Here is a 22,616-nt window from a genome sequence, read left to right as displayed (position 1 = left end):
GTCACCTCTAGTTGACGAATTTTCCGACGCGCTGGGCCTGGCCCATATCACGCTGTGCCTTGTCCTTCTGCCGGGCGCGCTCGGCGACAGTCATGCACTGCGTCGTGTGCCGGTTCGAACCCGTGGCTTTCTCACGTTGGCATATTAGACGACTATCTTCACGTGACTGTGTCAAAACCGTGTTCACGACCTGCTGGTCGTTGATGACATCGGTTCGTACCCGTTCAGGCATCAGATCTCGGTTCGGGTACTGCTCCACGGCAGCGCGCAGGCGCACCAGCGCTTCGCGGACCCGGCTGCGGTCGGCCATCGTCAGCTCGCTGTAGGTCTCGCCGTCGTTGAGTTCGACTTCGATGCGCTCGAGCTGCTGCTGCAGCGGCTTGCCGGAGGCAAAGACCTCGCCGCCCTGCTTGGATGCGGAGGCGGTGGCGGCCAGGGCCAATCCGGAGAACAGGAGCGCAGGCAAAAGGAGGGACTTCATGGCAAACGGATCCTTGTCTGAGTTGAGAGCCGACTGTATTCGCACCACCTTCACGCCAGCAAGTGCCACGCGTGGGGGCGGCGGACGGCCTACCGGTTGCTGGCAGGGTTGAGATTGTTGAACGTGCGCTGGTCATTGATCAGCGCCTTGCCCTTTTCTTCGATGCGGCGACGTTCGGCGACAGTGAGGCAACGGCCCTTGGGCATGTTGCTGCCGGTGGTGCGCTGGTAGGTACAGACCTGGCGGCTGTCGTCGTGCGCGCGGGCGAGCAGCTGGTTGACCCGCTCCTGGTCGTTGAACACCTGCGCCTGTACCTGCGGCGGCAGCTCATCGACCCGCTGCCGGTCCCCCATGCGCTGGGTGATGCGGGCCAGCGCCTGCTGGATCTGGCTGCGGTCATCGGCGCTCAGTTCGGCGTACTCCGGCGCCTGCAGCGCCTTCTCGACCTGTTCGACCTGGCCGGCAACCGGAGCCTGGCGATCCATCTGCAGGGCGCTCTTCTCTGTCTTGGCGACAGCAGCGCCCGACACGCACAGCAACAACGCGATCATCGTGATGCGGTACATCGCCCACCTCCCGGTCCATCGGAACGAAGGCCCAACTCTACGAGCGCCCCTGGGTCGCCACAAGTGGCGCTTGGCCTACGGACGCGCATAAAAAAAGGCCCAGGCGGTGCACCCGCCTGGGCCTGAAGTCGTATCCCGATACCGATCCTGCTGAGAGGCAGAGCTGCGGTTCGCTGAAGCCTACCCCCGCACCGATTAAAGGCATGTTAAAGCAGCGTCTCGCCGCCCAAAGAGAATATCAACTTACTGAAAAATCAGGATTTTTTCAGCTTCTCGACGTGCTCGATGATGCGCATGGCCACGTCCACCCCGCAGGCTGCCTCGATGCCTTCCAGGCCCGGGGTCGAGTTGACCTCCAGCACCAGCGGGCCCCGCTGCGAGCGGATCAGGTCGACGCCGCAGACCGCCAACCCCAGTGCCTTGGCCGAGCGCACCGCGACCTGCTGTTCGGCGCGGCTGGCCTTGGCCGCCACGGCGGTGCCGCCGGCGTGCAGGTTGGAGCGGAAGTCGCCTTCGGGTGCCTGCCGCTGCATCGAGGCCACCACCTGGTCGCCGACCACGAAACAGCGCAGATCGGCCCCCTTGGCTTCTCCGATGAACTCCTGCATGAGGAAGTTGGCATACAGGCCACGCAGCGCCTCGACGATCCCGCGCGAGGCACTGGCCTTTTCGGTCAGGATCACGCCGCGCCCCTGCGTTCCCTCGTTGAGCTTCACCACATGCGGCGGCGGCCCCAGCATCGACAGCAGATCGACGGTGTCATCGGGGTTGTCGCCGAACACCGTGACCGGCATGTCGATGCCTTTGGCCGCCAGCAGCTGATGCGCGCGCAGCTTGTCGCGCGAGCGCAGGATCGCGTCGGACGGATTGGGCGTACGCGCGCCCATCAGCTCGAACTGGCGCAGGACCGCAGTGCCATATCGCGTGATCGACGCACCGATGCGCGGAATGACCATGTCCACACCGGTCATCGGCCGCCCTTTGTAGTGCATCGAGAATCCGTCGGCAGCGATGCGCATGTAGCAGCGCAGCGGATCGAGGATGCGCACCGTGTGGCCGCGCGCACGCCCCGCCTCGACCAGCCGGCGGGTGGAATACAGGGAGCTGTTGCGGGACAGGATGGCGAGCTTCATCGCGGCGGGATCGGTCGGCAGGCGCGCAGCATAGCGCGGCCGTGTGGCGGGCGGATGATGCCGCGCGGTTGCCGGGACAGGGCGCCACGGCCCAGCCAGCAACAGCCCGACACCGATGCCGTCGGGCTGCGGCTGCCGCGTTTTATCGGCCCGTATTGATCCGTGCAACGACCTCCCGCACCCTCTTGGTGTAGGCCGCCAAAAGCTCTCTGGACTGCTCCGGCGTGACCGCCTTGCCGACGTGGCCAGGCTGTGCGGCATAGTCCCGCTGGAAATCGCACATTTCCACGGATACCGCGCTGCTGACGTCGTCCTGCGCAACGGAGGGCGCACCGGTACTGCCATCCGCATTGACGTTGATCATGAACGCGCGGTCGCCCGTGTAGCCGCCGAAGCTGTTCTTCGCGTTGACCATCCCGCAGACAATCGTACCGTCGAACATCGCAAACGCCTGACGGATGACGATCTTTGCCGAGTCAGGATCCTTCAGCGCCCGACGGACCCCCGCCTCCGCTATGGCCCGATCAGCCTCGACCTTCTGCTTTCTTGCATCTTCTTCGGTCGGCGTGCACGCCGCCGCAATACCCATCAACGCAACCGCAAGAATCCGATTCCGCATCCTCCCCCCCTTCCACTGGCTTGAATGTTGCCGCACTTTACCGGCTTATCGCCCCGCCAGACCATCGGCAAGCACCGGAAGCGCCCACGCTTCACCGACTCACAGAGCCGGCAGGCACAGAAAGATGCAAAAGGGGAAACATCCAGGTTCGCGGCCGATCCGGAAAACACACGCATCGTTGCGGAAGATGGAGCGGGCGATGGGAATCGAACCCACGTCAGTAGTCGGGTGGGAAGGTGGCCTCGCGGCCACCCTCCCCCCTCAGAACCGTGCGTGAAAGTTACCCTTCACACGGCTCAAGCAGTCACGAACCCCCTTCTTCTATGGGAGGGGGCGACAGCCGTAGCCTGGCACGGGCGTGAAGCTGCTCGTGACAGGTGGTGTGGAGCAAAACAAGGTTGGAGAGGCGGTCAGACCCCCCGTACACCCTGAAAACCTTGTGGTGGATGTGCCAGCTGGTGCTGGTCAGTTTCCGCCCACAGCAGGCGCACTTGGCCTCTTGCTTTGTCCAAAGCCATAGCAGTTTCCTTTTCCCGGTCAGCGAGCGCTTCATGCGGTACTGCAACCGCTGATTAAAGTAGCTCTCGTCTTTGGGGTCGTAGGGGCTAACGTCAGACCGCACCTTGATGTACTCGCCGACCTTGAGGGACGACAGGCGCATCAGAGTGTGTTTACCAACACCGAAGATCCAGTCGCGGGACTTGTCGCGCCGGAAGTACCGACGTTTGATCCAGCGGAGACCTTTGGTGGGGTGACGGCGTTTGGCCCAACACCAGACCGCGTGGTGGATAAGGTGATCCAATCTTGCGAACGGTTCTGAAGCGTTCACGACTTGGTGATACATGCCCCACCCCCGAATGATCGGGTTAAGGACGTGCAGTACGTCGTCTTGGGTGGATCCCCGCAGTAGCCGGAGCTGGCTGCGGATCTTAGCCATGAAGGCGTTGGTGTTTTGTTTCGACGGCCTTCTAAGGAGGAGATTTCCAAATTTCCGGAAGTTCCATCCCAAGAAGTCGAAGCCTTCGTCCATGTGTGTGATCTTCGTCTTGCTTTCGGAGAGCGTGAGCCCTCTTTCTGCGAGGAACTTGACGACGATCGGCTTGACCTTGCGTTCCAGGATCTCCGCAGAGGCTCCTGTGATGACAAAGTCGTCTGCGTAGCGGACGAAGTTGCACTTGTTGCGGCGTGGGAGCGCATCGATGAGCCGGCCCAATCCGTCAAGGACAATGTTTGCGAGCACGGGGGAAATGATTCCGCCCTGTGGTGTACCCGCGTCCGTCGGAAACAACTTACGGTCTTCCATGAAGCCTGCTTTCAGCCACTGCGACAGCACATGCCGGTCAATTGGTACGTGTTTCATCAGCCAGTCGTGACTGATGTTGTCGAAGCAGCCTTTGATATCCCCTTCCATCACCCAGCGTGAGCTGGTCTTCGTGCTCAGACAGGTCTTCAGGTGGGCGGCAGCGTCAGCTGTCGACCTGAAATTACGGAACCCGTATGAGTGAATGTCCCCATATGCTTCGGCGACGGGGTCGAGCGCAAACAGATACAGCGCCTGCATTGCTCGATCTTTCATCGTCGGTATACCGAGAGGGCGGGTGCCACCTCGGGCCTTGGGGATGTGGATTCGGCGAAGCGGTTTTGCCTTGTATCCCTTGCGTTGCAGGGAGTTGATGGCATTCCACTTTGCCGCAGGTGTCGACCACGTTGCACGGTCTACACCCGGGGTACGACGGCCTTGGTTCTCCGTGACTCGACGTACAGCCGTTGCTTTGGCTGCAGTTGAGCGGACAAGTAGTTTCTGTAGGCGTGTGACCCTACGCCACTGCTTATCCTTAGCTGCCTTCGCTATTCTTGCCTGCATCCTCGACACAGCGCAGCTTGTGGCTTTCCAGTTGATGGAGTGCCAGTTGCTGAGGTGTGAGGAGGCGACATCACCATCGATGATGGCGTCCATATCTACCTCCTGGAGTGGAGCGGGTGAAGGGAATCGAACCCTCGTCAGTTGCTTGGGAAGCAACAGCTCTACCATTGAGCTACACCCGCCCAGAGCCCGTCAGGGGATAGACGCCCCAAAGGGGAGTCGTTCCCCGTTGGGTGTGAGTTTGCGAAGCCTGTCTAGCGACAGACCACCCGGTGGAAGTCAGCACCCTTTCGGGTTGGGGCGATCTTTTCATCCCCTATCCCCTCGATTACAGAGAGGCATTCGCTTACTCCACCATCCTATACCCACTTGGTCATCGTTTCTCCTTGCGGAGAACCTAGTCGCCGAGGCGACAACCAGTTGGGCTTACCACGTTCCGTACATGCAACAGAGTACCTAGGATCTCGCCTTTTCGCCGGAGGTGCAATTGTCAGCGTGTCTCTACCAAGCAGAGAAACATCCGACCTCGTCCCGTTTTGGGTAGGGCCCAGTCGCAGTTGGCCCGTCTAGCTTGACGACGTTTATATGGCGATTCGTTTGTACTGATCCTTGATACTCAGCCTAGCGCCTACTCGGTTACGACTACCGAGGTCACGAGTCCTCCCTCACGGGAGAATCGTATCCGTGAGGATGGCTACATTAACGGAGAGCTTAGCACCGGAGAATTACTTCTCCCGCACCACTCCTTGGCTACCGGTGGCTGAACACCGGGTTGGTTCGACAACCCTTGGCAGGGTGGACGACCAACAATTGCATGCACAGCCTTCGCCGTGCCAGTAGGGATGTACTCCTACCGTTCAACGTATCGTCCACCGTGTTGCTGGGGGACGTTTTGCTGTCAGACCGAGATCTGTACAGCTGTGGCCAGGAAACCGCCTGGTCGGTTGAACGTGCGGCACGGCTCGTGTCGCACGCTTGGGAAGCTACAGCTCTACCATTGAGCTACGCCCGCGTCGCGTGGTGAAAGTCTATGCGGTCGGGCCGGTGTTGCGCAATGGTGGCCACCGCATGCGCCGGGCATGGCCCGACGCTGCCATGCAGCCTTCCCAGGCCCTTGCGGGGCCTGGGAAGGTGCGTTCGTCAGAAACTGCCGCTGAAGCTGGCAAACAGCGTCGCGTCACGTGCACGCTTCTGCGCGGTGGAGGTGCTCAGGCCGATGTTGCTCTGCAGCCCGAACAGCTCCGTGCGGGCGCCCAGCACCACGGTGGCGTAGTCCTTGTCGAACTTCAGGCCCGGCACGCGGTAGCTGCCCAGCTCCGGCAGGGACTGCAGCCAGGCGCTGGCCTGCTTGGTGTCTTCGAACTCGTGGTCGTAGGTGGCCTGCACGTAGGGCTTGAAGGTGCCGCCATCGAAGCGCGCCTGCCAGCCGATGCGACCGACAGTGGAGTCCAGCTCCTGGTTGTTGTAACCCAGCGCAGTGGCCAGCGTGCCGGCGTCGGCGCTCTCGGTATAGCCGTCGATCTTCACCTTCTGCCAGATCACGGCAGCCACCGGACCGTGGCGGAAGCCGCCCTCGGTGCCGAACTCGTACCCCGCATTGATGGCGGCGGTGAGATTGCTGCCATCTGCCGAACCGCCATGCTCACGGGTGGCCGGACCCAGCTGCACCTTGCGGGTCACGTCGTAGTCGAGCCAGCTGTAGCTGACCTGCCCGTTGACCCAGGCACGCTCGCCGTACCAGCCAGCGAACAGGCCCAGCGTGGTGTCGGACTGGGTGAAATCGCCGCGGCTGTTGCCGAAATCGGCATCCATGCGTCCATAGCCACCGAAGCCGCCAAAGACCATGCCGTCACGCGACCAGTCGACACCGAACAGGCCGGCCGGCGCCAGGCCGTCGTAGAGATCGGCGTGGTCATAACGCTGCATGTCGCCGCGCACACCGCCCCACCATGACAGGCCGTCAGCCGGACGACCGCCCAGATGCATGCCGACCTGGTCGGCGCGCGAACGGCCGATGGTCTGCGCCGAATGGCTGAGCACCTGCTGCAGGCGCGGGCCTTCCAGCACGGATACCGCGTACTGGCCCAGCAGTGCATGGCCTGCCGTGGTCGGATGCACGCCGTCGGCGAACAGGTAGGTCTTCGCGGCATCCGGGCTGACGTAGGACGTCGGGTTGCAGCCGATGATGCTCTGCGTCGAATTGGCCGGGTCGATGGTGCAGGCCGTACTGGTGACGTTGGTGAAACCGTACATGGCCGGATTGGCGGCCACTTCACTGAGCACCGTGAAGGTATCCAACGGGATGAATTCGATGCCCGCCTGCTTCAGCCCGCCATACAGGGCGTTGTTGTAGCCGGCCGACAGCGCGGTGGCGGCGGCGGCATTGGGGCCACGGAAGGACGGCGTCAGGCCGACGTTGGGCAGGTTCGGCACCAGCACGTACTGGGCGCCCGCCTGCTTCAGCGCGCCGACCAGGGCGATCTGGTCGGTGACGGCCGCGCCGATGATGGCCTGCGCCTGTGCCGGCGCCGCAGCGGCCGCGAACAGGTCGTTGGCGCCGCCCCAGACGGTGTACAGCGCGTTGGCATCGGCTTTGCCGCCATTTGCGGCCAGGTAGCGGGTGAGTTGCGTCTTCAGCGACGGAATGGGCCCCAGGGCACCAGTGACCTCCACCGACACGCGCGCACCGCCGGCGGCATAGTTGTCGCCGTTCTGGCCGTTGCCGTTGGGCGTTCCGTTCAGGCCGTAGTAGTTGGCGACCTGCTGCGACCAGACCCAGCCCGGATTGGTGGTGAACTGGCCGGTGACCTGCTGTGTTGCCGGGGGCAGCAGCGGCCGGAAATAGCCCGCGTCGGTCAGGCTGTCGCCGAAGAACACCGCGTGCGAGTAAGGGGATTCGCCTGCCATGGCCGGAACCGCGGCCAGTGCGATCGCGGCCGCCATCAGGGAGCGGATCGGGCGTTTGCTGAGCAGCATGTAAAGAACTCCTGTGGGGACGTCATTGAGGATCCGGCGTGCGTACGCCGGCGCACGGTGAATGGTTTCACCGCACCGACGATTGCTCACGCTGCGCCGCCGCATGAATTGCCGCGCAGCCCGCCAATCGCAGGCTGCGCCGATGCGGGCGCCGTGCGGAGGAACGGATGGTTTCCGTCCTGACGGGCCATACGCGACAATGCCGCCATGAACATCCAGCTCAACGGCGAACCCCGCACCCTGCACGCTTCGGCAACCCTCCATGACCTGCTCGAGGCCGAGCAGCTGCTGCAGCGCCGGGTGGCGGTCGAGGTCAATGGCGAGATCGTCAGCCGCAGCCGCCATGGCGAGCATCGCCTTGCCGAAGGTGACGTGGTGGAGATCGTGCACGCCCTGGGTGGGGGTTGAGGCACGACGCCCGCGCTGCGCGCTCGCCGGGAGGCAGGCGCTGCCCCTGCGCCTGCCTCCCGGCGGCATCGAAGTGACGACCCCATCTTCAGGCGGATAAGCGATAATCGCGCCATGAACGTTCATGTCTCCCCCGATTCGCTGGTGATCGCCGGCAAGACCTACGGCTCGCGGCTGCTCACCGGCACCGGCAAGTTCAAGGATCTGGAAGAAACCCGCCTGGCCACCGAGGCCGCTGGCGCCCAGATCGTCACCGTGGCCATCCGCCGCACCAACATCGGGCAGAACCCCGGCGAGCCGAACCTGCTGGACGTGCTGCCGCCGGAGCGCTTCACCATCCTGCCCAACACCGCCGGCTGCTACACCGCCGAAGACGCGGTGCGCACGTGCCGCCTGGCCCGTGAACTGCTGGACGGCCACAACCTGACCAAGCTGGAAGTGCTGGGCGACCAGAAGACCCTGTACCCGGACGTGATGCAGACCCTCAAGGCCGCCGAACAGCTGGTCAAGGATGGCTTCGAGGTCATGGTCTACACCTCCGACGACCCGATCCTGGCCAAGCGCCTGGAAGAGATCGGCTGCGCTGCGGTGATGCCGCTGGCCGCGCCGATCGGTTCGGGCCTGGGCATCCAGAACAAGTACAACCTGCTGCAGATCATCGAAGACGCCCGGGTGCCGATCATCGTCGATGCCGGCGTCGGTACGGCATCGGATGCGGCGATCGCGATGGAGCTGGGCTGCGATGGCGTGCTCATGAACACGGCCATTGCCGGCGCGCGCAGCCCGGTGCTGATGGCCAGCGCGATGCGCAAGGCGGTCGAAGCCGGCCGTGAGGCGTTCCTGGCCGGGCGCATCCCGCGCAAGCGCTACGCCAGCGCGTCGTCGCCGGTGGATGGGTTGATCGGCTGATGACCAATCCTTTCGACAGCGCTGGGTCCAAGGCCCCGCCCAAGCCGTTCACCGTCAGCGAGGGGCGCCGCGAGGTGCGCAGTTTCGTGCTGCGCCAGGGCCGCTTCACGCCTGCCCAGCAGCGCGCGTTCGACGAACGCTGGCCGCGCTTCGGCCTGGATTACAGCGGCCAGCCGCGCGACCTGGACGCCACCTTCGGTCGCCCGGCGCACAAGGTGCTGGAGATCGGCTTCGGCAACGGCGCTGCACTGCGCTTTGCTGCCCAGCATGACCCGTCGCGCGACTACATCGGCATCGAAGTGCACGCGCCCGGTGTCGGCCGCCTGCTGAACGCCCTGGCCGACGACAACGCCGACCACGTGCGCCTGTACCACCATGACGCGGTGGAAGTACTGCAGAACGAGATCGCCGATGGCGCGCTCGATGAAGTGCGCATCTACTTCCCGGACCCGTGGCACAAGAAGCGCCACAACAAGCGCCGCCTGCTGCAGCCGGCCTTCGCAGAGCTGCTGGTGCGCAAGCTGCGTGCGGGCGGCCGCCTGCACTGCGCCACCGACTGGGAAGACTACGCCGAACAGATGTGGGACGTGCTCGATGCGACCGCCGGCCTGGTCAACCGGGCCGGTCCACGGGGCAGCGTGCCGCGCCCGGAATGGCGGCCGCAGACCCACTTCGAGACCCGCGGCCAGAAGCTCGGCCATGGCGTCTGGGACCTGTTGTACGACCGCACCTGACGATCGCCCGAGGACGCCGCGCCCCACATGGATACCGCGCTGACGCTGACCAACGACATGAAGCTCGTACTCGGGCTGGTCGGCTTCACGATGGCGATGTTCCTGTTCGAGCGGATCCGCGCCGACGTCGTCGCGCTGGTGGTGCTGGTGGTACTGGGTGTCACCGGCCTGATCGCCCCGGAGGAAATCTTCGGCGGCTTCTCCGGCAACGCGGTGATGAGCATCATCGCCACCACCATCCTCGGTGCGGGCCTTGACCGCACCGGCGCACTGAACCGGCTCGCGGCCTGGCTGCTGCGACGCGGACATGGCATCGAGCAGCGCCTGCTGATGATGACCACGGCCATCGCCGGCCTGAACTCGTCCTTCATGCAGAACCCGTCGGTGATGGCGCTGTACCTGCCGGTCGCCTCGCGGTTGGCGGCACGCACCGGGCTGACCATGCAGCGGCTGCTGCTGCCGATCTCGGCGGCGATCGTGATGGGCGGTGCGCTGACCATGGTCGGCAACTCGCCGCTGATCCTGCTGAACGACCTGCTGGCCTCGGCCAACAACAACCTGCCCTCCGGCCTGGCCAGCATCGAGCCGCTGCGCATGTTCGCGCCGCTGCCGATCGGCGTGGCGCTGCTGATCGCCTCGCTGCTGTACTTCCGCTATTACGGCGATCGCAAGCTGATCGAGGAAGAGACCCTGGTCAACGATGGGGTCACCCCGGCCCGTACCGAGAGCTACTTCGCCAAGACCTACGGCATCGAAGGCGATGTGTTCGAACTGGTGGTCACCGCCGAAAGCCCGCTGGTCGGCATGACCCTGGGCGAGGCCGAGAGCCTGCATGACGCGCCGCTGCTGCTGGCGCTGAAGACCGGCAACGATACGCGGCTGGCGCCACCTGCGGAAATGCGCATCTGGGTGGGCAGTGTGCTGGGCGCGATGGGTCCGCGCGAGCAGATCGGCGATTTCGCCCAGAACCAGTTCCTGCGCATGTCCTCGCGGCTGAAGCACCTGGGCGACCTGTTCAATCCCAGCCGCGCGGGCATTTCCGAGGCGGTGGTGCCGCCGACCTCGAACGTGATCGGCAAGAGTGCGGCCGACCTGCGCCTGCGCAAGGAGCGCGGCATCAGCCTGCTGGCGATCAACCGCGACAAACAGGTGATCCGCGAGGACGTGCGCGACGTGCAGCTGCGCGCTGGCGACATGCTGGTCTTCCACAGCATCTGGACCGACCTGGCGCAGGCCGCCAAGAGCCGTGACTTCGTGGTGGTCACCGACTACCCGACCGGCGAACAGCGCCCGCACAAGTTCAAGATCGCCATGGCGATCTTCGCGCTGACGATCCTGATCGCGCTGACCAGCAAGCTTCCGGTAGCGCTGACCCTGATGACCGGCGTGGCCGGCATGTTGCTGACGGGCGTGCTGCGGATGGACGAGGCCTATGCCTCGATCAACTGGAAAACCGTGTTCATGATGGCCGGACTGATCCCGCTCGGCTGGGCGATGGACTCCAGCGGCGCGGCGGCCTGGGTCGCCGGCCACACCATTGACAAGCTCCCCACCGGCATACCGGTGTGGGTGCTGGAGCTGGCCCTGGCGCTGCTGACAACGGTGTTCTCGCTGGTGATCAGCCATGTCGGCGCAACCATCGTGATGGTGCCCATCGCGGTGAATCTGGCGCTGGCGGCGGGTGGCAACCCCACCGCGTTCGCACTGATCGTGGCGCTGTCGGCCTCCAACAATCTGATGACGGCGTCCAATCCGGTCATCTCGATGATCACCGGCCCGGCCAACTACACCCCGCGCGAGATGTGGCGGGTCGGCGGACCGTTGTCGCTGATCTACACCTGTGTGGTGGTGCTGATGATCAACCTGATGTTCTGAGGGTCGGGTTCATCGGCAGGGCTGCGCCCTGCACCCCAGTAGTGCCGGCCGCTGGCCGGCAACCTCAACGGCAAAAGCGTGCATTTCGTGGGATGGCGGGGTGGGTCCGACAGATTTCTGCGATCTGCCAGAACGGCGTCGTGCACCGCTTTGGTAGGTGTCGACCTTGGTCGACACGGTAGATCCACGCCATGCGTGGATGCCTTTGCAGAGTCGAGCCCTGCTCGACTGCTCCTGGCTTGGTGGGTCAGAGCCGTTCTCCTACGGAAAACGGAGCCGCCCCCTAGCCGGCCTCAGGCCAGGTAGACCTGCCCATCACGCACGTCCACCGGCACCGCGCGCAGGCGGTCGCCCTTGCAGGGGCCGGCGATGCAGTCACCGCTGTCCAACGCGAACGAGGCGCCGTGGGCGGCGCAGACCAGATGCCCCTCGCGGCTCTTCAGGAACTGCCCCGGCGCCCAGTCCAGGCGACGGCCGGCATGCGGGCAGATGTTCAGGAAGGCGCGCACCTGTGCGCCGTCGCGATACAGCAGCAACGACTCGGCATCGCCCTCGACCACTGCTTCGACCTCGGCAAACGCACCATCGGCAATGGCATCAAGGGCGATCAGGGCAACAGCGGCAGTCATGGCGAAGGCTCGGACAGTAAAGAAGCATTGTCGCACGCCTGCTCAGGTGACTGGCTGCAGGATGAACACAAGTCATTGATTCGTAATAAGCACAGGCTATATTTAACGAGTTTTTCACTCAATGACAGTGCGGGCTCCCGATACTCTGGTTTCGCTGATTTCCCAGCCTATCGAGCCGCCATGTTCAATCGCGATTCCGCCTTCAACCAGTTCCGCACCCTGTTCGCGCCGCGCAAGCCGCGTCACCCGCTGGTGCGCGTTGCCGTGGGCCTGCTCGGCCTGGCGATCCTGGCCGCGATGGTGTTCATCGGCGTGTTCGTCGGTGCGGCGATGATCCTGGTCGGCCTGGCGTGGAAGCTGCTGGCCTCGCGCAAGGCGGGTGCAGCCCGACCGGCCGACCCGACCGTGGTCGAGGGCGAGTACCGGGTGGTGCGCAAGCCGGTGCTGCCGGCCTCGCGCTGAGCCCTGCCGGCCGGCGTGCCCGCTGACGGCGGGCGCCATGCGTTCTAGACTGCGGGCATTCCCTTCCTGGATGCCCGCATGTCCGATGTTTCCGATGTGATCCCTGCACCTGCCACGCCGCGTGTTCCGGTGGTGGGCGGTGGCAGCTTCCCCGTGCACCGCGTCTACTGCGTGGGTCGCAACTTTGCCGACCATGCGCGCGAAATGGGAGCCGCGGTGCCGGCGGCCGACGACCGCGGCCGGCCGATGTTCTTCAGCAAGCCTGCCGATGCGCTGGTGGTCGGCCATGACGATGCCATCCCCTATCCGCCCGCGACGGCCAACCTGCATCACGAAGTGGAGCTGGTGGTGGCCATCGGTCGTGATGCCCCGGCCGGCGAGCTTCCCGTGGCCGATGCCGAAGCACTGGTGTACGGCTATGCCGTCGGCCTGGACCTGACCCGCCGCGATCTGCAGGCGGCCGCCAAGGAGAAGGGCCATCCCTGGGACGCCGCCAAGGGCTTCGATGCCTCCGCACCGATCAGCGAAATCGTGCATGCCGGCGAAGTGGGCGATCTGGCGGCGCTGAACCTGTCGCTGGAAGTCAACGGCGAAGTGCGCCAGCAGGCCCTGCTGGACCAGATGATCTGGAACGTGCCGGAAATCCTGCACGAGTTGTCCAAGCTGTGGCAGCTGCGCGCCGGTGACCTGGTGTTCATGGGCACGCCGTCCGGAGTGGCCGCACTGAAGCCGGGCGACCGTTTCAGCGCGCGCCTGGAAAACGTGGCCGAGCGCCACGGCGTGATCGCCGGCTGACACCACCTGCGCTACTCTGCGCGCTGTCCACATCCCCCACAGGAGAAAACACATGGGAGTGCTCACCGAATTCAAGGAATTCGCGATGCGCGGCAACGTCATCGACCTCGCCGTCGGCGTGGTGATCGGCGCCGCCTTCGGCAAGATCGTCACTGCACTGGTTGAGAAGATCATCATGCCGCCGCTGGGCCTGCTGATCGGCAAGGTGGACTTCTCGCAGCTGGCGTGGACGCTGTCGCCGGCACGCATCGGGCCGGACGGCAAGGAGATTCCGGCGGTGGTGATCGGCTACGGTGACTTCATCAACACCCTGATCCAGTTCGTGATCGTTGCGTTCGCCATTTTCCTGGTGATCAAGGTCATCAACCGTCTGTCGCGCAAGAAGGAAGCCGCTCCCGCCGCCCCGGCCGAGGAAGTGGTGCTGCTGCGCGAGATCCGCGACAGCCTGAAGAAATAAGGCGTAGCGCCGGGCCGTACCCGGCGAGGCTGCCGCATGTGAAAGCCCCGCTCCGGCGGGGCTTTCGCTTTGCCGGACGTGGCGGAAAACAGCGTTCGCTCCGGACATGACCTCCCGCCCATGCGCGCGTCTGAACGACTGTTAAGCTCCAAGGCTTGGTCCCTTCCCGGAGTTGTCCATGCGTCGCCGCGTCCTTGCCATCGCATCCTCCCTTGCCCTGCTGGCCGCCCCGGCCTTCGCGGCACCGCGCGCCACCACCCTGCCCCCGGCGTCGCTGGCCACGGCCGCGCAGCTGCGCGATCAGGCCCTGGCCGATGACACCGGCTGGAAGGTGGTCGAGTCGCTGACCACCGAAATCGGTCCACGCATCGCCGGCAGCGAAGCCGACGCGCGTGCGGTCGCCTGGGCCGAAGCCAAGTTCAAGGCCCTGGGTTTCGACAAGGTCTGGAAAGAACCGGTGACCTTCCCGAAGTGGGAGCGCCGCAGCGAACACGCCGCCGTGACCGGCAGGAACCCGCAGCCGCTGCAGATCACCGCACTGGGTGGCAGCCCGGGCGGTACCGTTGAAGCAGGGGTCGTGCGCTTCGCCGACCTGGCCGCGCTGCAGGCTGCGCCCGCCGGTTCATTGAAGGGCAAGATCGCCTTCGTCGATTACCAGATGCTGCCGTTCCGCGATGGCCGCGACTACGGCCGTGGTGGCGCGATCCGCAGCAAGGGACCGTCCGAAGCGATCCGCAAGGGCGCCGTCGGCTTCCTGATGCGCTCGGCCGGCACCGATTCGCATCGCGTACCGCACACCGGCATCACCCGATTCGATGACGGCCTGACCCCGGTACCGTCCGCGGCCCTGTCGGTGCCCGATGCCGACCAGCTGGCACGCCTGCTGGCACGTGGCAGCACCACGGTGAAGGTCGCGCTGGACTGCGGCTGGGACGGTACGGCGACCTCCTACAACGTGATCGGCGAGATCACTGGCCGCACCCTGCCCAAGGAAGTCGTGGTGATCGGTGGCCATCTGGATTCGTGGGATCTGGGCACCGGTGCCGTCGATGACGGCGCAGGTGTCGGCATCACCATGGCCGCGGGGTATCTGATCGGCCAGCTCAAGCAGGCCCCCAAGCGCACGATCCGGGTGATCGCGTTCGCCAACGAAGAGCAGGGGCTGTACGGCGGCAAGGCTTACGCCGAAGCACATGCAAAGGACGTGGCGCTGCACCAGCTGGCTGCCGAGAGCGATTTCGGTGCCGGCCGCATCTATGCGTTCAATACCGGCTCGCCAAACCCGGAAGGCTCGCGCGAAGCGACCCGGCAGATCGCCGAGGTGATGAAGCCGCTGGGCATCGAGTACGCAGCCGACAAGGGCGGCCCGGGGCCGGATATCGGCCCGCTGGCGGCCAAGGGTGGCGCCTGGGCGTGGCTGGCACAGGATGGTTCGGACTACTTCCACCTGCACCACACCGCCGACGACACGCTGGACAAGATCGACCCGAAGGCGCTGGCGCAGAATGTGGCGGCATACACCGTATTCGCCTACCTGGCCGCAGAAGCCGACGGCAACTTCGGCAGTGAAGCCAAAGCGACCACACCGCCGAACGAGTGAGGGGGCCACGCCGGGCGATGCCCGGCGGGTGCAGCGGGAAAGGAGGTGCGGACCGAGGTCCGCACCCACCAGAGGGGATCGCACCACCAGAGGGGATCGCACCCACCAGGCTGGGTCACCCCATCTGCCCGGACAGTTACCGTTCCCACGCGCAGGTGTTGCGAACACCAAGCCGGTGCGGATCGAACAGGGGATCCGTCCCCAAGCGACGGTGGTGCTCGTAATCGCGCAGCGCAGCCAGCGCCGGCCTCTGCAGCAGCAGGATGGCGAGGATGTTCAACCAGCTCATCAGGCCCACGCCGATATCCCCCAGCGACCAGGCGACCGTGGCACTGTTCAGCGCCGAGTAGCCGGTGGCCAGCAGGAACAGCAGCTGGAACCCGCCCATCACCCACGGCATCGGGCGGTCCCGGCACAGGTAACTGATGTTGGTCTCGGCCATGTAGTACAGCGCCAGGATGGTGGTGAACGCAAAGGGCAGGATGGCCAACGCCACGAATGAACGGCCGAAGCCCGGCAATGCCGACTCCACCGCGTGCTGCACGAAACGCGGTCCGGCCTCGACGCCCGGCAGATTGCCCAGCAGCAGGCGCGCATCATCTGGAATGCCGTTCACCGCCGGGTCGTAGACGTTGTACAGGCCGGTAGACAGAATGAGGAAGGCGGTCGCACTGCACACCACCATCGTGTCGATATAGACCGAGAACGACTGCACCAGGCCCTGCTTGACCGGATGGGAGACCTCCGCTGCGGCCGCCGGGTGCGCACCACTGCCCATGCCGGCTTCGTTGGACAGCACGCCGCGGCGCACGCCCCACTGGATCGCCGTGCCGATCATGGCGCCGAACGCTGCATCCATGCCGAAGGCACTGCGCAGCACCAGCGCTGCGACCTCCGGCACTTTGTCCGCGTTGAGCACCATTACCATCGCGGCCACCAGCAGATAGGCGATGGCCATCAGCGGCACCAGCCACTGGGCGACACCGGCGATGCGGCGTACACCGCCAACAAGGATGGCACCCAGTGCAACCAGCAGTGCGCCGGTGGTGAACACGACCGGTACGTCCCAGGCTTCATTCACCGCGCTGGTGATCGCATTGGACTGCGTACCCGCCAGCATCGCGCCGGCCAGCACGGCGACCAGTGCAAACAGCACCGCATACCAGCGCTGGCCCAGTCCCTTCTCGATGTAGTAGGCCGGGCCACCCCGATACTGGCCACCGGCATCGCGATCCTTGTAGATCTGCGCCAGCGTCGATTCGATGAAGGCGCTGGACGCACCCAGGAAAGCGACAACCCACATCCACAGGATCGCACCGGGACCACCGAAGGCGATGGCCATCGCCACACCGGCGATATTGCCAACGCCCACCCGGCTGGACAGCGACAGGGACAACGCCTGGAACGGGGACACCCCTGCATCGGACCGCTCATGGCGGAACACCAGGCGCAGCATGTCAGGCAGCGCGCGCAGCTGGATGAAGCGGGTGCGCACGCTGAAGTACAGGCCGGCGAGCAGGCACAGCACCACCAGGTAAGGGCTCCACACCACGCCGAGAAGGGCATTGACGATCGATTCGACGTTCATCGCGCCCCCTCAGAAGGACATGCCCAGGGCGACCTGGGGGCTGATGAGGCGGGCGGCATTGCGGCCGGCCACCGTGACCTCCACGCCGGCGATCAGGCCAAGCGAGGGACTGAAGTGGTACTGCAACGCGGGGGCGAAAGTCAGCGTACGGCTGGCCGGGCGCCATTCGTCGACGCGCGCGATGGCGCCTTCTGCGCCGGGAGCGAAACCGCTGAGGCGTTGCCGGGTCTCGCGGCTGGCCGCCACTTCCATCACCGCCACCCAGCGGGGGTTGACGCTGTATTCGGCGCCGATCGACAGGCCCAGTACCGAACCACGCGCGATATGGCCCTGGAAGCCCGCGGCGGTACCGTACACGCTGGCACCGGTGAGGGCCGTGCGGGAAGGCGCCGGACCCGCGCTGAGCTGGGCACGCCAGCGCAGCGGCCGCTCGTTGCCCAACCACACCACCTGCTGCACGCCCAGTGCGGCGACGGTACGCTGCACGCCGTCACCCTGCGCGTCGAGCGGATTGCCGGTGATGCGGTCATGGCTGCCCGTGCTGAAGCGCTGCACGAGCGCCACTGAAACCGCGGGCCGGGTGCCATCCGCATTGGCCGCCTGCAGCAGATACTGCAGGCGCGCAGTGGTGTCACCCGCGCGGAAACCCCGGCTGTGCGCGGCACCGGATTCGGCGCGCGACGCGCTCAGGTTGACCTGGCCGGTGATCCGCTCGCCCAATCCATAGGCGATGGGCACCACCACCGTCCAGCCACCACTGCGCTCGCCACTGCGCTGGCGCTGGCCACGGTCATCGAAGTGATCGCGGCTGTCGACACGTACCAGATAGGGTTCGATGTAGCCGCTCCCCTTCGGCATGCCTGCCGGATTCGGGGTGATCAGCGGACCCGTGAAGTTGACACCTTCCAGACTGCGCGCGCTGGCATGTGCATCAACCGACGCAAGCAGGCTTGACAGCGAGAGGAGCGCACCGAGGGCGCAGCGATGACGACCATGCATGTGAAACACCTTGCCTGACAGGAATGGAACTCCAACCTGCGTCGAGCAAGGGGGCGCAACAATGAGGCAAGTTTCAAAATCACGCTTGATCGAAAAAATCAGGCTGTACGCAACACAAGACGACGTTATCTCCCTTAAGTCATCTTGACGCTGCACGACGTCCGCGGTGGTCCCGCCGGTGCATGGCGCAAAAAAAACCCGGCCACGGGGGCCGGGTCCTGGCAGCCGATGGCGGTGACCTGTCCGTCAGCCGTCGCGACGGCTCGCCCACTGCGCCAGCAGCACTGCGGTGGCCGAGGCCACATTGAGGCTCTCCACCGCGCCACTGCCGGGAATGGAGACCTGCAGGTCACAGTCGCCGGCCAGGTCGCGGTCCATGCCCTCGCCTTCGGCACCCATGACGTAGACCAGACGCGCCGGCAGCGACGTGCGGAACACATCGTCACCCCCATCCACGAGTGTGGCCGCCAGACCGAAGCCAGCATCGCGCAGCTGGGCCATCGCCTGCGGGGTCGCAGGCAGCTGCACCAGCGGCACTGCTTCGGCACCGCCTTCGGCCACGCGGGCAGCCGCACCGGACAGCGCCAGCGTGCTGCCGGCCGGCAACAGCAGCGCCTTCGCGCCGAAGTGCGCCGCCGAACGCAGGATCGCGCCGAGGTTGTGCGGATTGCCTACGCCATCCAGCCACAGCGCCAGTGACGGGCCCTCGCCGATCTGCTGCAACCACTGCGCCAGCGGTACGGTCGGCGCACGCAGCACGTCGGCCACCACACCTTCGTGGTGGGTAGTGCCGGCCAGCTTGTTCAGATCGCCCTCCTCGACCACTCGGTAACCCACGCGGTTGGCCACGCACCACTTCAACAGCGGCTGCAGGCGCGGAATCCGGGCCTCCAGCAGATACAGCTTGCGCAGTGCCTGCGGCCGCGCTGCGAACGCGGCCAGCACGGCGTTCAGGCCGTACAGGCGCAGCTCATCGCTGCCTCCGCGTCCACCGCCACCCGTTGCCGGCAGGTCCGTGCGCGGCAACGGTGTGGCGCGCGGCGGACGAGCGGACGGGCGGCGGTTGTTCCAGGGGTTGTTCACTTACACGTTCTCCTGCTTGCGCTGGCGCCAGAAATCGGCGTTCCGGATGCCCAGTGCATCGGGATCGAACGTCGGATCCAGGCCCAGCTTCTTCTGTCGTTCGTAATCGCGCAGCGCCAGCATCGCGGGCTTCTGGATGATGAAGATGGCGATGATGTTCAACCAGGCCATCAAGCCCACGCCGATGTCACCCAGGCCCCAGGCCAGGGTCGCGTTGTGGAACGCACCGAACACCACCATGGCGATGATGCCCAGGCGCAGACACAACACGGTCAGCGGACGGTGCTTGTTGTGGTTCACATAGCTGAGATTGGTCTCGGCCATGTAGTAGTACGCCATGATGGTGGTGAAGGCGAAGAAGAAGATCGCCAGCGAGACGAACGACGCGCCCCAGCCCGGCAGCACGGCTTCAACGCCGGCCTGCGCATAGCCCGCCCCTTCCGGAATGCCGGCCAGGCCCTGGAACACCGGAGCCGCGCCTTCCACCGGCGAGTACACGTTGTAGGTACCGCTGGCCAGGATCAGGAACGCGGTGGCGGTACACACCATCATGGTGTCGAAGTAGATCGCGAACGCCTGCACGTAGCCCTGCTTGGCCGGATGCGAGACTTCCGAGGCCGCCGCCGCGTGCGGGCCGGAGCCCTGTCCCGCTTCGTTGGCGTAGATGCCGCGCTTGACGCCCCATTCGATCGCCAGGCCCATCATCGCGCCGAACGCCGCATGGGTGCCGAACGCGCTGTTGAAGATGATGCCGAACATCTCCGGCACCTGGTCGGCATTGAGGATCATGATGACGATGGCCATCAGGATGAAGGCCGCCGCCATGAACGGCACCACGATCTCGGCGAATGTGGCGATGCGCTTGACGCCGCCGAAGATCACCACGCCCAGCAGCAGCGCGACCACGATGCCGATGCCGAGCTTGAGCGCGGCAACCGATTCCATGCCGAAGGCCTGGCCATCCAGCGGCCCGCACAGCGCACCGCCACGGCAGGCATTGATGATGCTGTCGGCGATGGCATTGGCCTGCACCCCCGGCATCAGGAAGCCGGCGGCGATGATCGTGGCGATGGCGAAGGCCATGGCATACCACTTCAGGCCCATCGCCTTTTCAATGTAGTAGGCCGGGCCACCACGGTAGCGGCCTTCGGCATCCTTGGTCTTGTAGATCTGCGCCAGGGTGCATTCCACATACGAGGTGGATGCACCGAGGAAGCCCATCACCCACATCCAGAAGATCGCACCGGGGCCACCGAAGGCGATGGCCGTGGCCACGCCGGCGATGTTGCCGATACCCATGCGCCCGGCCATGGACATGGCCAGGGCCTGGAACGAAGAAACGCCGGCGTCGGACTTTTCGCCCTTGACGGTGAGGCGGCACATTTCCACGAAGCCGCGGATCTGCATGAAACGGGTGCGGACGCTGAAGTAAAGGCCGGCCGCCAGGCACACGAAGATCAGTGCCTTGCTCCAGATGATGCTGTTGACGAAATGTACGGTAGCTTCCACGCGCGCTCTCTCCAGTCGGCGGGGTGAATGGACGTCCCGTCGGCTGGAAGGGACCGGTCGATTCTCCCTGATCGAAGGTCGCTGCGATAGCGCCGGAAGGCATCCGCCGGGCATGGCCCGGCGCTACCGGGGTCGGATCCCGCACCGCGGGCTCCGACCCCACGGGGCGACCGTTACAGGGCCACCGTCTCCACCACTTCCAGGCCATAGCCGGCCAGGCCGATCTGCCGGCGCGGCGTGCCCAGCACGCGCAGCTTGCCCAGACCCAGATCGGACAGGATCTGCGCACCGGCGCCATTGCGGCGCCACTGGCCCACATCCTTGTCCTTGCCCGGCACCACCGGTGCGGGCTGCTGGCGCAGGCGCGCGAGCAGCGCCTCGCCATCGCGCGGCGCCGACAGCACCACCATCACGCCGGCACCTTCGGCGGCGATCGCACGCAGCGCGTCGGTGGCGGCCACGCCGAAATCGTCACGACGCCAGTGCAGCAGGTCGGCCAGCGGATTCTCCACCTGCACGCGCACCAGCGTAGGCGTGCCAGCGTCGGGAGTGCCGCGGACCAGGGCGAAGTGCAGGTCGTGGGCGATGCGGTCGCGGTAGGTCACCAGCCTGAACGGGCCGAACTCGGTATCGATGTCGCGCTCATCAACGCGCTCGACCGTCTTCTCGGTGGCCAGGCGGTAGGCGATCAGGTCGGCGATGGAGCCCATCTTCAGGCCGTGCTCGCGGGCGAACACTTCCAGCTCCGGGCGACGCGCCATGCTGCCGTCCGGGTTGAGGATCTCCACCAGCACGCCGGCCGGTTCCAGCCCAGCCAGCATGGCCAGGTCCACGCCCGCCTCGGTGTGGCCGGCGCGGGTCAGCACGCCGCCCGGCTGGGCGATCAGCGGGAAGATGTGGCCGGGCTGGTGCAGGTCCGACGGCCGCGCGTTGGGCTTCACCGCGGTGCGGATGGTATGCGCGCGGTCATGGGCGGAGATGCCGGTGGTCACGCCCTCAGCCGCTTCGATGCTGACGGTGAAATTGGTCTGGAACTGCGCGGTGTTGGCCTGCACCATCGGCGCCAGGCCCAGGTCGGCGGCGCGGGTGCGGGTCAACGGCAGGCACACCAGGCCACGGCCATGGGTAACCATGAAGTTGATGTCGCTGGCCTTGACCAGCTCGGCAGCCATGATCAGGTCGCCTTCGTTCTCGCGGTCCTCGTCATCGACGATGACGACCATGCGGCCCTGGCGGATGTCTTCCAGGATCTCGGGGATCGGCGCGAAGTTCATGCTGCGCCTCCCTGCAGGTGCCCGCCAACAAGACGTTCGACATAACGGGCGACCAGGTCGATTTCCAGGTTCACCGCACTGCCCACGCCGGAGGCGGAGAAGGCGGTGTTGGCCACGGTATGCGGGATCAGCGCGACCTCGAAGCCTTCCTCGTCCACTTCGTTGACGGTGAGGCTGACGCCGTCCACGCAGATCGAGCCTTTCTTGGCGATGTAGCGCAGCAGCGAGGCCGGCGCGGCGAAGCGCCAGCGCTGGGCGCGCGCGTCATCGTGGATGGACAGCACCTGGCCCAGGCCATCAACGTGGCCGCTGACCAGATGCCCACCCAGACGATCGGTCGGGCGCATGGCACGCTCGAGGTTGATGACCGCGCCCTGCTCGAGTTGGCCCAGCGTGGTCAGGCCCAGCGTCTCGGTGGAGGCATCGGCCTGGAAGCTGTTGGCGTCGAATGCGATGACCGTCAGGCAGACACCGTTGATGGCGATGCTTTCGCCCATCTGCACGTGATCGAACGGCAGGTTGCCGACATTGAAGGTGAAGCGGACATCGCCGCCGATGGACTCGCGTGCGGCCAGACGGCCGACGCCTTCGATGATTCCAGTAAACAAGTAACGTTCTCCGCAGGATGTGAGCGAAAAACGCCGCAAGGCAAACA

The 22,616-nt window shown here is 65.5% G+C and carries 21 protein-coding genes and 1 tRNA gene; 8 read left to right on the top strand and 14 right to left on the bottom strand.

The annotated features are described in order from the left end of the window. Positions 1 to 7: 7 nt before the first annotated feature. The 7 genes from N5J29_RS12175 to N5J29_RS12145 form a co-directional block, all read right to left on the bottom strand. On the bottom strand, positions 8 to 481 hold the full coding sequence (locus N5J29_RS12175; RefSeq protein ID WP_065175768.1) for a hypothetical protein: 474 nt from the start codon (positions 479 to 481) through the stop codon (positions 8 to 10). A gap of 89 nt (positions 482 to 570) precedes the next feature. Further along, positions 571 to 1,047, bottom strand: coding sequence for a hypothetical protein (locus N5J29_RS12170; protein WP_164150947.1), 477 nt, complete (start codon positions 1,045 to 1,047; stop codon positions 571 to 573). Between the two features lie 254 nt (positions 1,048 to 1,301). Beyond that, on the bottom strand, positions 1,302 to 2,180 hold the full coding sequence (gene rimK / locus N5J29_RS12165) for a 30S ribosomal protein S6--L-glutamate ligase (protein WP_164150945.1): 879 nt from the start codon (positions 2,178 to 2,180) through the stop codon (positions 1,302 to 1,304). Between the two features lie 142 nt (positions 2,181 to 2,322). Next, positions 2,323 to 2,769 (bottom strand): hypothetical protein, encoded by a 447-nt coding sequence (locus tag N5J29_RS12160; RefSeq protein ID WP_065181652.1) that lies wholly within the window; start codon positions 2,767 to 2,769, stop codon positions 2,323 to 2,325. 334 nt (positions 2,770 to 3,103) lie between these two features. Continuing rightward, complete coding sequence (gene ltrA / locus N5J29_RS12155; protein ID WP_164106453.1) at positions 3,104 to 4,756, bottom strand: group II intron reverse transcriptase/maturase; 1,653 nt, start codon at positions 4,754 to 4,756, stop codon at positions 3,104 to 3,106. A gap of 15 nt (positions 4,757 to 4,771) precedes the next feature. Then, a tRNA-Gly gene (locus tag N5J29_RS12150) sits at positions 4,772 to 4,845 on the bottom strand. Positions 4,846 to 5,803: 958 nt separating this feature from the next. Further along, positions 5,804 to 7,606, bottom strand: coding sequence for an autotransporter domain-containing protein (locus N5J29_RS12145; protein ID WP_180875532.1), 1,803 nt, complete (start codon positions 7,604 to 7,606; stop codon positions 5,804 to 5,806). 240 nt (positions 7,607 to 7,846) lie between these two features. On the opposite strand from N5J29_RS12145, the gene thiS reads away from it, so the two are divergent. From thiS to N5J29_RS12125, 4 genes are all read left to right on the top strand, one after another. Next, positions 7,847 to 8,047 (top strand): sulfur carrier protein ThiS, encoded by a 201-nt coding sequence (gene thiS / locus N5J29_RS12140; protein ID WP_053517056.1) that lies wholly within the window; start codon positions 7,847 to 7,849, stop codon positions 8,045 to 8,047. Between the two features lie 114 nt (positions 8,048 to 8,161). Then, positions 8,162 to 8,956 (top strand): thiazole synthase, encoded by a 795-nt coding sequence (locus N5J29_RS12135; protein ID WP_053517058.1) that lies wholly within the window; start codon positions 8,162 to 8,164, stop codon positions 8,954 to 8,956. Then, positions 8,956 to 9,690 (top strand): tRNA (guanosine(46)-N7)-methyltransferase TrmB, encoded by a 735-nt coding sequence (trmB, locus tag N5J29_RS12130; RefSeq protein WP_053517060.1) that lies wholly within the window; start codon positions 8,956 to 8,958, stop codon positions 9,688 to 9,690. Before N5J29_RS12135 ends, trmB begins: the two co-directional genes overlap by 1 nt. A gap of 27 nt (positions 9,691 to 9,717) precedes the next feature. Next, positions 9,718 to 11,565, top strand: coding sequence for an SLC13 family permease (locus tag N5J29_RS12125; RefSeq protein ID WP_053517063.1), 1,848 nt, complete (start codon positions 9,718 to 9,720; stop codon positions 11,563 to 11,565). 293 nt (positions 11,566 to 11,858) lie between these two features. Here the strand turns inward: N5J29_RS12125 and N5J29_RS12120 are convergent, their stop codons facing one another. Beyond that, the gene (locus N5J29_RS12120; protein WP_053517065.1) at positions 11,859 to 12,194 is read right to left on the bottom strand and encodes a Rieske (2Fe-2S) protein; all 336 of its coding nucleotides are present in this window, start codon (positions 12,192 to 12,194) and stop codon (positions 11,859 to 11,861) included. Positions 12,195 to 12,374: 180 nt separating this feature from the next. Between N5J29_RS12120 and N5J29_RS12115 the strand changes: the two genes are divergently transcribed. The 4 genes from N5J29_RS12115 (at position 12,375) to N5J29_RS12100 (ending at position 15,508) form a co-directional block, all read left to right on the top strand. Continuing rightward, on the top strand, positions 12,375 to 12,656 hold the full coding sequence (locus N5J29_RS12115; protein ID WP_128988456.1) for a hypothetical protein: 282 nt from the start codon (positions 12,375 to 12,377) through the stop codon (positions 12,654 to 12,656). A gap of 78 nt (positions 12,657 to 12,734) precedes the next feature. Beyond that, entirely contained in the window at positions 12,735 to 13,451 is a 717-nt protein-coding gene (locus N5J29_RS12110; RefSeq protein WP_065181655.1) for a fumarylacetoacetate hydrolase family protein, read from the top strand. 52 nt (positions 13,452 to 13,503) lie between these two features. Next, positions 13,504 to 13,908, top strand: a complete 405-nt coding sequence (gene mscL / locus N5J29_RS12105; RefSeq protein WP_053517072.1) for a large-conductance mechanosensitive channel protein MscL — start codon at positions 13,504 to 13,506, stop codon at positions 13,906 to 13,908. Between the two features lie 178 nt (positions 13,909 to 14,086). Continuing rightward, a complete protein-coding gene (locus N5J29_RS12100; protein ID WP_164150941.1) occupies positions 14,087 to 15,508 on the top strand; it encodes a M28 family peptidase in 1,422 nt (473 codons plus the stop codon). A 136-nt stretch (positions 15,509 to 15,644) separates the two neighbouring features. Here the strand turns inward: N5J29_RS12100 and N5J29_RS12095 are convergent, their stop codons facing one another. From N5J29_RS12095 to N5J29_RS12070, 6 genes are all read right to left on the bottom strand, one after another. After that, complete coding sequence (locus tag N5J29_RS12095) at positions 15,645 to 17,096, bottom strand: amino acid carrier protein (protein ID WP_197625475.1); 1,452 nt, start codon at positions 17,094 to 17,096, stop codon at positions 15,645 to 15,647. Positions 17,097 to 17,105: 9 nt separating this feature from the next. Next, entirely contained in the window at positions 17,106 to 18,095 is a 990-nt protein-coding gene (locus N5J29_RS12090; RefSeq protein ID WP_164150937.1) for a hypothetical protein, read from the bottom strand. A gap of 246 nt (positions 18,096 to 18,341) precedes the next feature. Continuing rightward, positions 18,342 to 19,178, bottom strand: a complete 837-nt coding sequence (locus N5J29_RS12085) for a TrmH family RNA methyltransferase (RefSeq protein ID WP_164150935.1) — start codon at positions 19,176 to 19,178, stop codon at positions 18,342 to 18,344. After that, a complete protein-coding gene (locus N5J29_RS12080; RefSeq protein ID WP_065175761.1) occupies positions 19,179 to 20,687 on the bottom strand; it encodes an alanine/glycine:cation symporter family protein in 1,509 nt (502 codons plus the stop codon). Between the two features lie 173 nt (positions 20,688 to 20,860). Next, a complete protein-coding gene (ribB, locus tag N5J29_RS12075) occupies positions 20,861 to 21,961 on the bottom strand; it encodes a 3,4-dihydroxy-2-butanone-4-phosphate synthase (protein WP_053516472.1) in 1,101 nt (366 codons plus the stop codon). Further along, positions 21,958 to 22,569, bottom strand: a complete 612-nt coding sequence (locus tag N5J29_RS12070; protein WP_111186317.1) for a riboflavin synthase — start codon at positions 22,567 to 22,569, stop codon at positions 21,958 to 21,960. The genes ribB and N5J29_RS12070 overlap by 4 nt, the downstream gene beginning before the upstream one ends. Between the last annotated feature and the right edge of the window lie 47 nt (positions 22,570 to 22,616).

The sequence above is a fragment of the Stenotrophomonas sp. GD03680 genome (assembly GCF_029844625.1).
GTDB classification, from domain to species: domain Bacteria; phylum Pseudomonadota; class Gammaproteobacteria; order Xanthomonadales; family Xanthomonadaceae; genus Stenotrophomonas; species Stenotrophomonas maltophilia_P.
The sequence above is the reverse complement of the archived record's forward strand: the minus strand, read 5'-3'. Positions and strand labels throughout refer to the sequence as shown.

Bases quoted from the DNA above. Each gene is read 5' to 3' on its own strand.
- N5J29_RS12175 (WP_065175768.1), bottom strand. From the start codon at position 481: ATGAAGTCCCTCCTTTTGCCTGCGCTCCTGTTCTCCGGATTGGCCCTG.
- N5J29_RS12170 (WP_164150947.1), bottom strand. From the start codon at position 1,047: ATGTACCGCATCACGATGATCGCGTTGTTGCTGTGCGTGTCGGGCGCT.
- rimK (WP_164150945.1), bottom strand. From the start codon at position 2,180: ATGAAGCTCGCCATCCTGTCCCGCAACAGCTCCCTGTATTCCACCCGC.
- N5J29_RS12160 (WP_065181652.1), bottom strand. From the start codon at position 2,769: ATGGGTATTGCGGCGGCGTGCACGCCGACCGAAGAAGATGCAAGAAAG.
- ltrA (WP_164106453.1), bottom strand. From the start codon at position 4,756: ATGGACGCCATCATCGATGGTGATGTCGCCTCCTCACACCTCAGCAAC.
- N5J29_RS12145 (WP_180875532.1), bottom strand. From the start codon at position 7,606: ATGGCGGCCGCGATCGCACTGGCCGCGGTTCCGGCCATGGCAGGCGAA.
- thiS (WP_053517056.1), top strand. From the start codon at position 7,847: ATGAACATCCAGCTCAACGGCGAACCCCGCACCCTGCACGCTTCGGCA.
- N5J29_RS12135 (WP_053517058.1), top strand. From the start codon at position 8,162: ATGAACGTTCATGTCTCCCCCGATTCGCTGGTGATCGCCGGCAAGACC.
- trmB (WP_053517060.1), top strand. From the start codon at position 8,956: ATGACCAATCCTTTCGACAGCGCTGGGTCCAAGGCCCCGCCCAAGCCG.
- N5J29_RS12125 (WP_053517063.1), top strand. From the start codon at position 9,718: ATGGATACCGCGCTGACGCTGACCAACGACATGAAGCTCGTACTCGGG.
- N5J29_RS12120 (WP_053517065.1), bottom strand. From the start codon at position 12,194: ATGACTGCCGCTGTTGCCCTGATCGCCCTTGATGCCATTGCCGATGGT.
- N5J29_RS12115 (WP_128988456.1), top strand. From the start codon at position 12,375: ATGTTCAATCGCGATTCCGCCTTCAACCAGTTCCGCACCCTGTTCGCG.
- N5J29_RS12110 (WP_065181655.1), top strand. From the start codon at position 12,735: ATGTCCGATGTTTCCGATGTGATCCCTGCACCTGCCACGCCGCGTGTT.
- mscL (WP_053517072.1), top strand. From the start codon at position 13,504: ATGGGAGTGCTCACCGAATTCAAGGAATTCGCGATGCGCGGCAACGTC.
- N5J29_RS12100 (WP_164150941.1), top strand. From the start codon at position 14,087: ATGCGTCGCCGCGTCCTTGCCATCGCATCCTCCCTTGCCCTGCTGGCC.
- N5J29_RS12095 (WP_197625475.1), bottom strand. From the start codon at position 17,096: ATGAACGTCGAATCGATCGTCAATGCCCTTCTCGGCGTGGTGTGGAGC.
- N5J29_RS12090 (WP_164150937.1), bottom strand. From the start codon at position 18,095: ATGCATGGTCGTCATCGCTGCGCCCTCGGTGCGCTCCTCTCGCTGTCA.
- ribB (WP_053516472.1), bottom strand. From the start codon at position 21,961: ATGAACTTCGCGCCGATCCCCGAGATCCTGGAAGACATCCGCCAGGGC.